The 14454-nt window shown below is 71.4% G+C and carries 9 protein-coding genes; 7 read left to right on the top strand and 2 right to left on the bottom strand.

The features are described 5' to 3' along the window. Positions 1-7 precede the first annotated feature (7 nt). Positions 8-946, top strand: coding sequence for an LLM class F420-dependent oxidoreductase (locus M0M48_RS11605; protein WP_257751241.1), 939 nt, complete (start codon positions 8-10; stop codon positions 944-946). On the opposite strand, the gene M0M48_RS11600 is transcribed toward M0M48_RS11605, so the two are convergent. Further along, a complete protein-coding gene (locus M0M48_RS11600) occupies positions 930-1604 on the bottom strand; it encodes an alpha/beta fold hydrolase (RefSeq protein WP_257751240.1) in 675 nt (224 codons plus the stop codon). The two genes, M0M48_RS11605 and M0M48_RS11600, sit on opposite strands and share 17 nt — an antisense overlap. Positions 1605-1687: 83 nt before the next feature. On the opposite strand from M0M48_RS11600, the gene dapA reads away from it, so the two are divergent. Further along, positions 1688-2575, top strand: a complete 888-nt coding sequence (gene dapA, locus M0M48_RS11595) for a 4-hydroxy-tetrahydrodipicolinate synthase (protein WP_257751239.1) — start codon at positions 1688-1690, stop codon at positions 2573-2575. Beyond that, entirely contained in the window at positions 2575-4260 is a 1686-nt protein-coding gene (locus M0M48_RS11590; RefSeq protein WP_215816132.1) for a ribonuclease J, read from the top strand. Before dapA ends, M0M48_RS11590 begins: the two co-directional genes overlap by 1 nt. 101 nt (positions 4261-4361) lie before the next feature. On the opposite strand, the gene M0M48_RS30870 is transcribed toward M0M48_RS11590, so the two are convergent. Next, on the bottom strand, positions 4362-7547 hold the full coding sequence (locus M0M48_RS30870) for a M4 family metallopeptidase (RefSeq protein ID WP_308220382.1): 3186 nt from the start codon (positions 7545-7547) through the stop codon (positions 4362-4364). A gap of 272 nt (positions 7548-7819) precedes the next feature. Here M0M48_RS30870 and M0M48_RS11570 point away from each other — a divergent pair, with 272 nt between their 5' ends. The 4 genes from M0M48_RS11570 to pgsA all read left to right on the top strand — a co-directional run bounded on the left by M0M48_RS11570 (position 7820) and on the right by pgsA (position 14359). After that, the gene (locus M0M48_RS11570) at positions 7820-10438 is read left to right on the top strand and encodes an FtsK/SpoIIIE family DNA translocase (protein ID WP_257751238.1); all 2619 of its coding nucleotides are present in this window, start codon (positions 7820-7822) and stop codon (positions 10436-10438) included. 5 nt (positions 10439-10443) lie between these two features. Beyond that, positions 10444-12132: a helix-turn-helix domain-containing protein gene (locus M0M48_RS11565; RefSeq protein ID WP_257754475.1), complete on the top strand. Its 1689-nt coding sequence runs from the start codon at positions 10444-10446 to the stop codon at positions 12130-12132. Between the two features lie 131 nt (positions 12133-12263). After that, positions 12264-13709 (top strand): 30S ribosomal protein S12 methylthiotransferase RimO, encoded by a 1446-nt coding sequence (gene rimO, locus M0M48_RS11560; protein ID WP_215816136.1) that lies wholly within the window; start codon positions 12264-12266, stop codon positions 13707-13709. Further along, positions 13706-14359, top strand: coding sequence for a CDP-diacylglycerol--glycerol-3-phosphate 3-phosphatidyltransferase (gene pgsA / locus M0M48_RS11555; RefSeq protein ID WP_257751237.1), 654 nt, complete (start codon positions 13706-13708; stop codon positions 14357-14359). Before rimO ends, pgsA begins: the two co-directional genes overlap by 4 nt. Positions 14360-14454: the final 95 nt, after the last annotated feature.

Raw genomic sequence — 14454 nt, 5'->3', positions numbered from 1 at the left:
AGGAGCCATGGAGCTCCGTGTCTTCACCGAACCCCAGCAGGGCGCGACGTACGACGACCTGCTGGCCGTCGCCCTCGAGGCCGAGCGGCTGGGCTTCGGTGCCTTCTTCCGCAGCGACCACTACCTCCACATGAGCGGCGACGGGCTGCCCGGCTCGACCGACGCCTGGACCACGCTGGCCGGCCTGGCCCGCGACACCAGCACGATCCGGCTCGGCACGATGATGACGAGCGCGACCTTCCGGCACCCTGGCGTGCTCGCGATCCAGGTCGCCCAGGTCGACCAGATGAGCGGCGGCCGGATCGAGCTCGGCCTCGGCGCCGGCTGGTTCGCCCAGGAGCACACCGCCTACGGCATCCCGTTCCCCGACACCCGCGAGCGCTTCGAGCGGTACGCCGAGCAGCTCGCCCTCATCACCGGCCTGTGGACCACGCCGGCCGGGGAGCGCTACGCCTTCGACGGCACGCACTACCAGCTCGCCGACAGCCCGGCGCTGCCCAAGCCGACCCAGACCTCCGGCCACCGCGGCGGCCCGCCCGTGCTCATCGGCGGGCTCGGCAAGAAGCAGACGCCGGCGCTCGCCGCGGCCTACGCCGACGAGTTCAACCTGCCGTTCGCCGACGAGGAGACCACCGCCGCCCAGTTCGCCCGGGTGCGCGCCGCGGCCGAGGAGATCGGCCGCGACCCCGGCACGATCACCTGGTCCAACGCGCTCGTGCTGTGCGTGGGCGAGGACGAGGCCGCGATCGCCCGCCGGGCCGCCGCCATCGGCCGCGAGGTCGACGAGCTGCGGGTCAACGGCCTGGCCGGCACGCCGGCCGAGGTGGTCGACAAGATCAAGCGCTTCGAGGCGCTCGGTGCCGAGCGGATCTACCTCCAGACGCTCGACCTGGCCGACCTCGACCACCTGCGGCTGGTCGCCGCGGAGGTCATGCCCCACCTGTGAAGCCGGTCACGGCCGCGCGCAGGCCGGCCGGGTCGCTCAGCATGGGCAGGTGCCCGGTCGCGAGCTCGCGCACGAAGGTCGCGCCGAGCGCCTCGGCCGAGCGGTCCTGGAGCGCGGTGGGGACGTCGCGGTCGCTCGTCGTCCGGACGTAGCCGCGGAGCCCGGACCACCCGGCCGCGACCGGCGGCGCGGGCGTGACGAAGAGCGCGCGCGACTCGGGCGTGAACCCGGCGACCAGCCGGTCCACGGTCGCCTCGGGGAGCCCGGCACCCAGCCCGGCGCGGAGCTGCTTCTCCGGGGGCCGGGTGCCGGCCAGGCGCAGGACCATCGGGAGCACCCACCGCTGGGGCGCCGGCAGCGCACCCGCGAAGGAGCGTCCGGGGCTCGGCCAGACCGCGGCGACGCCCAGCACGCCCGTCACCCGCTCGGGCGCGGCGGCGAGGACCGCCTGGGCGACGACGCCGCCCACCGAGTGGGCGACCACGGTGAACCGGGGCCAGTCGACCGCGGCGAGCGCCGCGGCGGCGTACGCCGTGGGGTCGGCGCCCGGGGAGGACGGACGGGGCGCGACGGCGCTCACCGGGAGGCCGGCGCGGACCTCGTCCCAGATCCAGGTGGGCAGGCCGGAGCCGCTGAGGAAGAGCACGGGTTGATCCACGCCGCCGACCCTGCCAGTGACCACCGACAGGCCGGGGGCCGTGCGGAGTGAGCGATACGAGCCGGGGGCGATAGCCTGGCTCCATGACTTCTGCACCCTTCGGCACCCTGTTGACCGCCATGGTCACGCCGTTCCACGAGGACGGCTCCGTTGACCTCGACGGGGTGCAGAAGGTCGCCAAGCACCTGGTCGACCACGGCAACGACGGCATCGTCGTCTCCGGCACCACCGGCGAGTCCCCGACCACCACCGGCGCCGAGGACGGCGAGACGCTCGCCGCGGTCAAGGACGCGGTCGGCGACCGGGCCAAGGTCGTCGCCGGTGTCGGCACCAACGACACCCGGCACTCCGTCGAGCTGGCCAAGCAGGCCGAGAAGGTCGGCGCCGACGGGCTGCTGCTCGTCACGCCCTACTACAACAAGCCCAGCCAGCCCGGCGTGCTCAACCACTTCCGCCACGTCGTCGAGGCCACCGGCGTGCCGGTCATGCTCTACGACGTCCCGGGCCGGACCGGCACCAAGATCGCGCTCGAGACCTACGCCGCCGCCAAGCAGTGGGACACGGTGATCGCGGTCAAGGAGGCCTCCGGCGACCTGTCCCGCACGGCCCAGCTCGTCGACCTCGGCTACGCCGTCTACTCCGGCGACGACGTCAACACGCTCGGCTACCTCGCCTACGGCGCGACCGGTCTGGTCTCGGTGGCCGCCCACGTCGCCGGCACCCAGCTGCGGACCATGATCGAGAGCTTCCTCGCCGGTGACCACGCCAAGGCGCTGCGCATCCACACCGGCCTGATCCCGGCCTACGAGGCGATCATGGGCGTGGCCAACTACGGCGCGACCACGGCCAAGGCGGCGCTCGAGCTGACCGGCGTGCTCGACAACCGCGTCGTACGACCTCCACTGATGGCGCTCGACGACGGTGAGGTCGCGGAGCTCCGCGCCGGCCTGACCGCGGCGGGCCTCCTCTGATGAGCCACCCGCACCCCGAGCTCTCCGCCCCGCCGAAGCTGCCCAAGGGCGGCCTGCGCGTCATCCCGCTCGGCGGCCTCGGCGAGGTCGGCCGCAACATGACCGTCTTCGAGTACGACGACCGGCTGCTCATCGTCGACTGCGGCGTGCTCTTCCCCGACGACCACCAGCCGGGCGTCGACCTGATCCTCCCCGACTTCGCGGCCATCCGGGACCGGCTCGACAAGGTCGAGGCGCTGGTGCTCACCCACGGGCACGAGGACCACATCGGCGCGACGCCGTACCTGCTGCGCGAGCGCCAGGACATCCCCCTGGTCGGCTCCGAGCTGACCCTGGCGCTGCTCAACTCCAAGCTGCGCGAGCACCGGCTGCGCCAGACGCCCTTCTACACGGTCAAGGAGGGCGACAAGATCTCGTTCGGCCCCTTCGACCTGGAGTTCGTCGCGGTCAACCACTCCATCCCCGACGCGCTCGCGGTCGCCATCCGCACCGGCGCCGGCCTGGTGCTCCACACCGGCGACTTCAAGATGGACCAGCTCCCGCTCGACGGCCGGATCACCGACCTGCGCGCGTTCGCCCGCCTGGGCGAGGAGGGCGTCGACCTCTTCCTGACCGACTCCACCAACGCCGAGGTGCCCGGCTTCACCACCGCCGAGCGCAAGATCACCCCGGTCCTGGAGCAGGCCTTCGCCGAGTCCAAGCAGCGCATCATCGTCGCCTGCTTCGCCTCCCACGTGCACCGCGTCCAGCAGGTGCTCGACGCCGCGGTCAAGCACAACCGCAAGGTCGCCTACGTCGGGCGCTCCATGGTCCGCAACATGGCCATCGCCCGCGACCTCGGCTACCTCACCGTGCCGCCCGGCGTCATGGTCGAGGCCAAGGAGCTCGCCGACCTCGCGCCCGAGCGCCAGGTGCTCATCTCGACCGGCTCCCAGGGCGAGCCGCTCAGCGCCCTGGCCCGGATCGCCCAGCGCACCCACAACTTCGTGCACCTCGAGGAGGGCGACACCGTCGTCCTCGCCTCCAGCCTGATCCCCGGCAACGAGAACGCCGTCTACCGCGTGATCAACGGCCTGGCCCGGCTCGGCGCGCGCGTGGTCCACAAGGGCAACGCGCTCGTCCACGTCTCCGGCCACGCCAGCGCCGGCGAGCTGCTCTACTGCTACAACATCGTCAAGCCGCGCAACGTGCTGCCGGTCCACGGCGAGGTCCGGCATATGCTCGCCAACGGCGACCTGGCCAAGCAGACCGGCGTCGAGAACGTCGTCTACGCCGAGGACGGCGTCGTCGTCGACCTCGTCGACGGCGTCGCCTCGGTGGTCGGCAAGGTCGAGTGCGGCTACGTCTTCGTCGACGGCCAGTCGGTCGGCGACGTCACCGAGTCCGAGCTCAAGGACCGCCGCATCCTCGGCGAGGAGGGCTTCATCTCGGTCATCGTCGTCGTCGACTCCGTGGCCGGCAAGGTCTCGGCCGGACCCGAGATCCACGCCCGCGGCCACGCCTGGGCCGACTCGGACTTCGAGCCGATCAAGCAGCCCATCATCGACGCGGTCAACCGCTCGCTGACCGAGGGCACCACCGACACCTACCAGCTCCAGCAGACCGTGCGCCGCACGATCGGCCGCTGGGTCAGCAGCGCCCACAAGCGCCGCCCGATGATCATCCCGGTGGTCGTCGAGGCCTGAGCGCCGCCGCCGGCAGTGCCCCGCCGGCGCCTGCCGTCGCCGTACGGACAGCGGAACGCCCCGTCCCCACGAGGGGGACGGGGCGTTCCTGTGTCCCCGTTCTACTGCCGGCCCTTGAGCTTCACCGTGACCTTCCCGGCGAAGGGCGCGACCTTGGCGTCACCCTTGTAGGTGACCTTGGCGTTGACCTTGCGCACGTGCTGGCGCCACAGCTTGGCCAGCTGCGGCTTGGCCTTGATCGTCAGCACGCCCCGCACCACCTTGCCGGTGTAGGTCCTGCCCTTGATCGTCACCTTGACCTTGCCGCTCGGCGTGGCCCCGCTCTTGACCTTGACGCCGATCTTGACGACGCCCTTCTTGGCGACGGCCGTCTTGGCCACCGTGGCCGGGCTGGGCGCCGGCGGCGTGACGGGCGTGTCGCAGATGCTCAGCGCCACGTTGTCGATGTACCAGCCGTCGACGCCGTTGCAGCCGTCCATGCCGAAGTCGAACCGGAACTGGACAGTGTCGCCCTCGTCCGCGATCTCGGACAGGTCGATCACCGACGAGCCCCACGAGCCGGTCGGGACGCCGCCGTCAGTGCCGGTGAACGCGTCCTCTCCGGCCATCGGGTTGGTGTTGAACTCGGCGTTGGTCAGCAGAGAGGTGCCGGGACCGTTGTAGATCCACGCACCGTCGGGAACCAGCTCGTATGCCTCGCCGTTGACGCTGACCTTGACGTTGCCGCCGTCGGTACGAACCTCGGACGACATGTAGTGGTCGAAGGAGAGCCGGGGAAGGTCACCCTCGGGAACCGTCAGCTCGGGCGTCGCCATGCTCACGCGCGAGCTGTAGTCGTTCGGGTCGTTCTCCTTGCAGCTGCCGTAGTTGCCGGCATTGCCCTTGTCGTTGAAGTAGAGCATCCCCGCGCCACCCGTGTGCTGGGTCCCCTTCTCACTGACGGGAGGCAGTGCGCGGCTGACGGTCGGCTCGAAGAAGCTGTTGTCCGCCTCGACACTCTTGGTCCAGCCTGCCGGCAGGCCGGCACCCTCGAAGCCCTCGGTCCACAGCTTCTTGGTGACCGTGCCCTCGCCGCAGCCGACCGTGCCCTTGCGGAACATCAGCCGGTAGTTGCACTGCACCGGCTTGACCCGCAGCTCGGTGGCCTGCGCGGCCTTGGCCACAGCAGCACAGTCCGCGGCCGCGATGGCCGGCATCGCTCCGCCGTCGGCCTGGCCGCCACCGGTCGGACCGGTGCCCACCGTGAGCTTCTTGAGCGTGGCGTTGCCGGTCAGGTCGCGGCACGAGGCGTCGAGACCGTCGGCGAGATCGGCGAATCCCGAGATCGGGGTCAGGTACGCCGTCTGGGTACGCCAGAAGATGTTCGCGGCCTTGTCCAGCCCGATGCCCGGCACGGTCACGCCGTTGAACGTGCCGCCGTCGACGAGCAGCGCGTAGGTGTGGTTGACGACGCCGGAGTTGGTGTGCACGCCGCCGTTGTCGCCGGTGCCGCAGTAGTACTCCTCATCGGAGACCTTGCCCGGGTCGCCGTAGCAGTTCGGGTTCCACATGTCGCGGATCGCGCCGCCGAAGGCGGGGTCGTCCTCGCCGGAGAGCCAGCGATAGCTCGCGTCGACGACCGGGGAACCGAGCGGGCCGATGGTGATGTTGAGGACATCGGTACCGGCCTGCTTGACCCGGGTGCCGTCGGCCTTGGAGATCATCGCGCCGTAGAGCGGCGAGTCACCCGAGACCGAGCCCATCGCGCCGTCGTTGTTGCCGAAGATGATGCCCGTCGCGCCGGCGTCCTCGGCGTGCCCGATCTTGGTCGTGAAGGCGCAGTCGCCACGGTCGACGTAGACGAACTTGCCGTTGATCGCAGCGGCGTTGTCGAACGGCGAGCAGCCGTCGGTCGTGCTGCCGACCACCGGGTCACCCGGGTTCTCGTCCACGTCGGTGCCGATCACCATGTCGGTGGTCATCTCGGTCTCGAATTCCGGCCCGAAGGACGCAGGAACGACCAGGCAGGTGCCGGCGGCTCCGGCCGGGCTGTTCACCACCAGCGAGATGTCGAGCGGGGTACCCGCCGAGCAGTGCCCGTCGGTGCGCTTCGCGGTCTCGTCGGGGGTGTTGAAGCGGTCGTTGAGCATGTCGACCGTCTCGCCCCAGATGTCGGAGTAGGCCTCGTTCATCGCGCCGGACTGCCACTGGTAGAGCAGGCCCGAGGTGTACTCGGTGTAGGCGTGGCCCCACTCGTGGGCGACGGTGTCGTCGGAGGAGACGCCCGAGCAGTAGTTGGTCGAGGTGCCGTTCCAGTTGGCGTTGGGGCAGGCGATGTCGGGGTCGTTGTTGACCGTGATCATCTTCTTGCCGTTGCCGTCGAAGGAGTCGCGGCCGAAGGAGTTCTTGAAGAACCAGTAGGCCTCACCAGTGCCCTGCACCTCGTTCTGCTGGTCCTCGTCGAGTCCGCCGGGGAAGGGATCGCCTTCCTTCCACACGGGGGTGTCCGTGATCGACTCCTCGTGCAGCTCGCGGTCGAGCGCGTGGGCCATCATCGAGTAGCGGTTGACCGGCTTGCCAGTCTGGGCGTCGAGCACGGTGGTCTCGCGGACCTGCTTGCCGTCGGTCACCTCGACCACCCAGGCGAGGAGGTTGCGGCCCTCGACTCCCTGGAGGGCGCCGAGGCGGTAGATCATGAGCTCGGCCTTGGTCGCGCTGAGGCTGTTCGCCTTGGGCTTGACGGTGGCGTCGCCACTGCCCGCGGGCGCCTTGCTGGCGAGAGCGATCGCTCGTGAGGTCGCGGTGGACTTGTCGATGCGCGGCGTGGTGCCGACGGCGATCGACGGGGCGACGAAGCCGGAGACCGACGTCAGGTCGCCCTGGTTGTCGACCTGGGCGCGGAGCTTGGAGCCGAAGACCGGCACGCCCTGGTAGCGCTGGGTGAAGTCGACCGTGTAGCCGGCCGGCGACTTGGTGATCGCGGACTGCTCGAGCTCGCCCGCCCTGGCGCCGAAGGCGCGGGCGTACTTGTCGAGGTAGCCGCGCGCCTTGTCGGTGGCGCCGTCCCGGGTCTTGCCGGTGGCCTCGGAGGGGAACAGGTCGCCGGTGGCGCGGACGAAGCCGACCTTGGCGGAGGCCGAGGAGGTCCGCACGGTGACGGTGCCCTCGGCCTCGTTGCGCATCTGCTGGACGACCGACGGGTCGTTCGGTGCCGCGGTGACGGGCGACGAAGGGACGACGGCCAGGGCTGCGCCGACGAGCGAGATGCCGATTCCCTTCCGCAGGAGCCCGGACAGGTTGTGTCTCACGAAATGTCTCCTCGGGGGTGAGGCGTGTCGTCGGCGGGGGCCGAGTGTCGCCCGCTCCGGACACGCTCTCGGCACCTTAGGGCTCACGAATACGGCAGGTCCAGAGATTCTTCGCAAGGCATCCGTCCGACCGCCGGGCGGGCCGAAGATCGTCCCGGGGGAGTGGCGTGACGCAGGAGACGCATGGTGCTGGTGGGACGTCGCGGAGCGGGGCGCCTCGCTCCCGCGTGTTGTCCCTGTGACAGGTGGGACGATCGCCTAGGTTTGGTGTCATGGCGACCCGTACGTCTTCCCCGCCGGCGTCGCGCAGCAGGACCAGTGCTTCCTCCCGCTCGGGAGCGAAGAAGACAGCCAGCTCGCGTTCCCGGAGTACGACCACCAAGAAGAAGCCCGCCGCGAAGAAGTCCGCTTCGGCCCGGCGGCCGGCTCCGCGCGCCGTGCGCAGCGGTCCCGGCCCCGTCGCGCGGCTCTTCACCGCGCTCGGCCGCGGCGTGGTCGCGGTCTGGCTCGCGTTCGCGCACGGCATCGGGGCGGTCGCCCGCGGGGTCGGCCACGGCGCCCGGGACATCGAGCCCGAGCAGCGCCGCGACGGCTTCGGCCTGCTGCTGGTCGCGGTCTCCATCGTCATCGCCGCCGCGGTGTGGTTCGAGCTGCCCGGTGGCGTCATGAACTTCGCCCGGGCCGCGGTGTCCGGCTCGGTGGGCAAGGTCGGCTGGCTGGTGCCGCTGATCGTGCTGCTCGCCGGCTGGCGGATCATGCGCGACCCGATCGGCAACGGGCCGGCCGGACGCCAGGTGATCGGCTGGACCGCGCTGTCCTTCGGCCTGCTCGGCATCGTGCACATCGCCAACGGCAGCCCCGAGCCGGTGCAGGGCGACACCCTGCCGCTGCGCGACGGCGGCGGCGCCGTCGGGTACGTCGTCTCGGCGCTCCTGCTCGACCTGCTGCGCTCGCCGGGCGTCGTCGTCCCGCTGCTGGCGCTGCTCGCGTTCTTCGGTGTCCTGGTGATCACCGCGACGCCGCTCTACCGCGTCCCCGACCGGCTGCGCGACCTCGGTGACCTGCTGCTCGGACGCCACCACGGCGAGGACGACGGCGACCAGACCCAGGCGATGCGCCTCGACGACACCTTCGAGCGGATGGGCGACCCGGCGTACGACTCGCCGGTGCTGGCGGAGCCGAAGAAGAAGCGCCGCAAGAAGGCCGAGACGCCCGACCCTGCCGAGGAGTCGATGGAGCTGCTCGAGCCCATCGACCTCCCGCTCGCCGACGACGAGCCGATCGACCCCGAGGCCGGCTCCAACGCGCTCATCGCGCGCCGGCTCGCCCGGTCCGCGCCGGTCGAGGAGGACCCGGCCGACCTGGAGCCGCCGCCGCACGCCGACCTGCCCCAGCGCGTCGAGCAGCTCGCGCTGTCCGGCGACATCGTCTACACGCTCCCCGACGCGACCGCGCTCAAGCCGGGCGACCCGCACCGGGCGCGCTCCAAGGCCAGCGACGACGTCGTCGAGCGGCTGCAGACCGTGCTCGACGAGTTCAACGTCGACGCCCAGGTCACCGGCTACACCCGCGGCCCGACGGTCACCCGCTACGAGATCGAGCTCGGCACCGGCGTCAAGGTCGAGAAGATCCTCGGCGTCCAGCGCAACATCTCCTACGCCGTCGGCTCCGAGGACGTGCGGATCCTCAGCCCGATCCCCGGCAAGTCCGCGGTCGGCGTCGAGATCCCCAACTCCGACAAGGAGATCGTCTCCCTCGGCGACGTGCTGCGCTCCAACGTCGCGCGCAACGACCACCACCCGCTCATCGCGGGACTCGGCAAGGACGTCGAGGGCGGCTTCGTCGTCGCGAACCTGGCGAAGATGCCGCACCTGCTCGTCGCCGGCGCCACCGGCTCCGGAAAGTCGAGCTTCATCAACTCGATGATCACCTCGGTGCTCATGCGCTCCACGCCCGACGAGGTACGGATGATCATGGTCGACCCCAAGCGGGTCGAGCTCAACGCCTACGAGGGCGTGCCGCACCTGATCACGCCGATCATCACCAACCCCAAGAAGGCCGCCGAGGCGCTCGAGTGGGTCTGCCGCGAGATGGACATGCGGTACGACGACCTCGCCAACTTCGGCTTCCGCCACATCAACGACTTCAACAAGGCCGTCCGTGAGGGCAAGGTCGAGGTCCCGCCGGGCAGCGAGCGCACGCTCACGCCGTACCCGTACCTGCTGGTGATCGTCGACGAGCTCGCCGACCTGATGATGGTCGCCCCGCGCGACGTCGAGGGCTCGATCGTCCGGATCACCCAGCTCGCCCGAGCCGCCGGCATCCACCTGGTGCTCGCCACGCAGCGCCCCTCGGTCGACGTCGTCACCGGTCTGATCAAGGCCAACGTCCCGTCCCGCCTGGCGTTCGCGACGTCCAGCCTCGCCGACAGCCGCGTCATCCTCGACACCCCCGGTGCGGAGAAGCTGGTCGGCCAGGGTGACGGCCTGTTCCTGCCGATGGGCGCCTCCAAGCCGATCCGCGTGCAGGGGTCGTGGGTCGGCGAGTCCGAGATCCAGCAGGTCGTCAAGCACTGCAAGGGTCAGCTCGAGCCCAGCTACCGCGAGGACGTCACCGCGCCCGCCGCGGCCAGCAAGGTCCTCGACGACGACATCGGCGACGACATGGACCTCGTGGTCCAGGCGATCGAGCTCGTGGTCTCCACGCAGTTCGGCTCGACGTCGATGCTGCAGCGCAAGCTCCGGGTCGGCTTCGCCAAGGCGGGCCGGCTGATGGACATCCTCGAGAGCCGGGGCGTGGTCGGGCCGAGCGAGGGCTCCAAGGCCCGCGACGTCCTGGTCAAGCCCGACGAGATCGACGCCGTGATCATGACCATCCAGGGGGAGGCGTGACCCAGATGACCGAGCACCCGATCCAGCCCGACGAGGCGGCCGAGTCGCCCGAGGCTCCCGAGTCCGCGGGCTCCGGCCCCGACCTGCGCGTCGAGGTACGCCGCAATGTCGCCCTCTCGGCCGGCGTGGCCGGCGTCGCCGGCCTGCTCACCGTGGCCTTCGCGGCCCGGGCCTTCACCGGTGGCACCGCCCTGGACTGGCTGGCCTTCGGCGTCCTCGCCCTGGTCAGCATCGCCCACGCCGCCTCGATCGCCGACGGCCGCGCGCCGCTCCTGGTCGCCGACGCCCACGGCGTCCGGCTGCGCCAGGGCGCCCAGTGGCGCGGTATCGCCTGGCCCGACATCGACTGCCTCGAGCACCTCCCGCGGCGCGGACTGCTGCGCGACGGTCACCTCCTCGTCGACGGGTACGACGACCAGCAGCTCGTCGTCCCGCTGACCCTGGCGACCCGCCTGGTCGGTGCCGAGTCGGGCTCGCTCAGCGACGTGCTCGCCGAGCTGGCCGACGGACGTGCCGACGTGACCGAGGTCGTCCCGGGGCTGCCCGACGAGAGCGCGTCGAGCCGCTCAGCGTCCGTGCCGAAGCTCAGCGATCTCTACGCCGAGGACGACGCGCCCGTCGTACCGGAGGAGCGGCACGGGATCTCCGCCCGCGTCGCCGCCGGCCTGGCGGGCCGCGCGGCCGCTGACTCGGCGGACTCCGAGGACGCCGCGGACGCCGCGGACACCGAAGCCACGGGCGAGATCGTGCTCGATGCCGCCGACGCCGAGGACACCGGCGAGATCGCGGCTGTCATCGCTGAGCCCGAGCCCGAGATCGAGCCGGAGCGGCGTACCGTCCTGCCCGCGCGCGTCGCCATCGAGCGCCAGGTCGCCCCGCCCGAGCCCGAGTCCGCGCTCCCGCCGGCCCCCGTCCCGCCGGCCGCGCCCGTGGACCACGCCGAGACGATGACCGTCGTCCTCGACGACCTGGCCGTGCGCCCGGCCGCCGACCCGGTGATCGGTCCCGAGCTGACCGAGGCCCGCGACCGGCTGCGCCTGAGCATCGACCAGCTCTCGGAGCGGACCCGGATCCGTCCCCACGTCATCGAGGCGATCGAGGTCGACGACTTCGCGCCGTGCGGCGGGGACTTCTACGCCCGCGGTCACCTGCGCACCCTGGCCCGGGTGCTGGGCATCGACGCCGGCCCCCTCCTCGCCTCCTACGACGAGCACTACGCGCACGCGCCGGTCGACCCCCGCCGGGTCTTCGAGGCCGAGCTCGCGACCGGTGCCGGCGGCTCGATCCGCAGCACCCGCGGCGGCCGCAACTGGTCGGTCCTCATCGCCGCGGTGATGGGCGCCGTGCTCATCTGGTCGGTGGCCAAGCTCGCGATGGACGGCCCCGAGCCGGTCTCCAGCACCCCGGTGCTCAACCAGAGCGGCGGTGTCACGAGCACCCCGGCCAAGGGCGACCCGCTCAAGCTGGCCCTCACCGCCGCCGGCGGCGGCGCCCAGCTGGTCATCCGGGACGCCGCGGGCGCGATCGTCTTCGACGGCAACCTCGCGTTCGGGCAGTCCACCGAGCTCAAGGTCGTCCCGCCGGTCCGGATCTGGTCCTCCGACGGCTCGGTCACCTACGCGCTCGGCGGCAAGAAGCCGAAGGCGCTGGGGGAGACCGGCGCCGAGGTCTCCAAGACCCTCGTCGCCCGCTGAGCCCCCGAACCACCTCTCGCACCGCCCGCGCCGCCCCGCTGGTCCCGCCCTTCCGGGCGGTGGTCAGCGGGGCGGTGTCGTGTGTCCCGGAAGCGGCGGTCGCTGCCCTTCGCCGGTATCCTCGACCGGACATGACCAGCTCTCCCACGAACCCCGTCTCGGTCGCCCTGCTCACCCTGGGCTGCGCCCGCAACGACGTCGACTCCGAAGAGCTGGCCGGCCGCCTCGCGGCCGACGGCTTCACCCTCGTCGACGACCCCGAGGACGCTGACACCGTGGTGGTCAACACCTGCGGCTTCGTCGACGCGGCCAAGAAGGACTCGATCGACACGCTGCTCGCCGCCGCGGACCTCAAGGAGTCCGGCCGGACCCAGGCGGTCGTCGCGGTGGGCTGCCTCGCCGAGCGGTACGGCGAGGAGCTGGCCGACTCGCTGCCCGAGGCCGACGCGGTGCTCGGCTTCGACGACTACCAGGACATCTCCGGGCGGCTGCGCTCGATCCTGGCCGGTGAGAAGCCGCACCCGCACACCCCGCGCGACCGGCGCCTGCTGCTCCCGATCAGCCCGGCCGAGCGCCAGGCCGCCGTCGCGACCCTGACCCCCGAGGACGTCGACATCGCGATCCCCGGGCGCTCCGCGATCCGGCGCCGCCTCGACGGCGGGCCGATGGCGCCGCTCAAGCTGGCCAGCGGGTGCGACCGGCGCTGCACGTTCTGCGCCATCCCGATGTTCCGCGGCTCCTTCGTCAGCCGCCGGCCCTCCGACGTGCTGCTCGAGGCGGTCTGGCTGGCCGAGCAGGGCGTCAAGGAGCTGTTCCTGGTCTCGGAGAACTCCACGTCCTACGGCAAGGACCTCGGCGACCTCGGTCTGCTCGAGACCCTGCTGCCCGAGCTGGCCGCCGTCGACGGCATCGAGCGGGTCCGGGTCTCCTACCTGCAGCCCGCCGAGACCCGGCCGGGCCTGGTCCGGGCGATCGCGACGACGCCCGGCGTGGCGCCGTACTTCGACCTGTCGTTCCAGCACGCCAGCGCGACCGTGCTGCGCCGGATGCGCCGCTTCGGCGACCCGGAGAGCTTCCTCGGCCTGCTCGACCAGGTCCGCACGCTGGCCCCCGAGGCCGGCGTCCGCTCCAACGTCATCGTCGGCTTCCCCGGAGAGACCGACGAGGAGTTCCAGACGCTGTGCGACTTCCTCGTCGCCGCGCGGATGGACGTGACCGGCGTCTTCGGCTACTCCGACGAGGACGGCACCGAGGCGGAGTCCTTCGACGGCAAGCTCGACGAGGACGAGATCCGCGCCCGCGTCCAGCACGTCACCGACCTGGTCGGCGAGCTGACCGCCCAGCGCGCCGAGGAGCGGATCGGCAGCACCGTCGAGGTGCTCGTCGAGGAGGTCGACCCGGACCAGACCGGTGACGGCACCGTCGAGGGCCGCGCCGCGCTCCAGGGCCCCGAGGTCGACGGTACGACGCGCGTCCTCGGCGTCCCCGGCGCCCGGGTGGGCGACCTCGTCCGCGCTGTCGTCGTCGCCTCCGACGGCGTCGACCTGATCGCCGAGCCGGCAGGAGACCAGCGATGACCGGGACCAGCACGGGGCAGAGCCCCGCCGCCGCGAAGCCGAGCAACTGGAACCTGCCCAACGCGCTGACCACCCTGCGGATCCTGCTCGTGCCGGTCTACGGCTGGGTGCTCCTGCACGACGGCGGCGACTCGGTCACCTGGCGCACCATCGCCTGGGCGATCTTCTTCGTCGCCATGGTCACCGACAAGATCGACGGTGACATCGCCCGCGCGCGCAACCTGGTCACCGACTTCGGCAAGATCGCCGATCCCATCGCCGACAAGGCGATCACCGGCATGGCCTTCATCGGCCTGTCGATCATCATGGACACCTGGTGGATGTGGACGATCACCGTCGTCGTCCTGGTCCGCGAGTGGGCGGTCACGCTGCTGCGCCTCTCGGTACTCAAGTCGGTCGTCATCGCCGCCGCCCAGAGCGGCAAGTGGAAGACCGTCGCCCAGGCGCTGGCCCTCGGCCTGCTCAGCCTGCCGCTGCTCGAGGTCGACGGATGGCTCGACGTACCGGGCGAGGTGACCTACGGTGTGGCGATCGCACTGCTCCTCGTCGCCTTCGTGCTGACCCTGTGGTCGGGCTACGAGTTCTTCCGCGACGTCTGGCGCCAGCGGCACAGCATCCGCGGCGGCGACAGCAAGTCGTCCGCGGCCTGAGGGCCGCCGCGCCCTTCTCTCCGTCTCCGAGGAGCCCCCGGCACGGAATCTTCATCGATTCGTTGCGCGAGTTTTCCTAAGGTTCTTGCCAACAG

The sequence above is a fragment of the Pimelobacter simplex genome, assembly GCF_024662235.1.
Classification (GTDB): Bacteria; Actinomycetota; Actinomycetes; order Propionibacteriales; family Nocardioidaceae; genus Nocardioides.
Note: the sequence above shows the minus strand (reverse complement) of the source record. Positions and strands in the feature narration are given on the sequence as shown.

Bases quoted from the DNA above. Each gene is read 5' to 3' on its own strand.
- M0M48_RS11605 (WP_257751241.1), top strand. From the start codon at position 8: ATGGAGCTCCGTGTCTTCACCGAACCCCAGCAGGGCGCGACGTACGAC.
- dapA (WP_257751239.1), top strand. From the start codon at position 1,688: ATGACTTCTGCACCCTTCGGCACCCTGTTGACCGCCATGGTCACGCCG.
- M0M48_RS11590 (WP_215816132.1), top strand. From the start codon at position 2,575: ATGAGCCACCCGCACCCCGAGCTCTCCGCCCCGCCGAAGCTGCCCAAG.
- M0M48_RS11570 (WP_257751238.1), top strand. From the start codon at position 7,820: ATGGCGACCCGTACGTCTTCCCCGCCGGCGTCGCGCAGCAGGACCAGT.
- M0M48_RS11565 (WP_257754475.1), top strand. From the start codon at position 10,444: ATGACCGAGCACCCGATCCAGCCCGACGAGGCGGCCGAGTCGCCCGAG.
- rimO (WP_215816136.1), top strand. From the start codon at position 12,264: ATGACCAGCTCTCCCACGAACCCCGTCTCGGTCGCCCTGCTCACCCTG.
- pgsA (WP_257751237.1), top strand. From the start codon at position 13,706: ATGACCGGGACCAGCACGGGGCAGAGCCCCGCCGCCGCGAAGCCGAGC.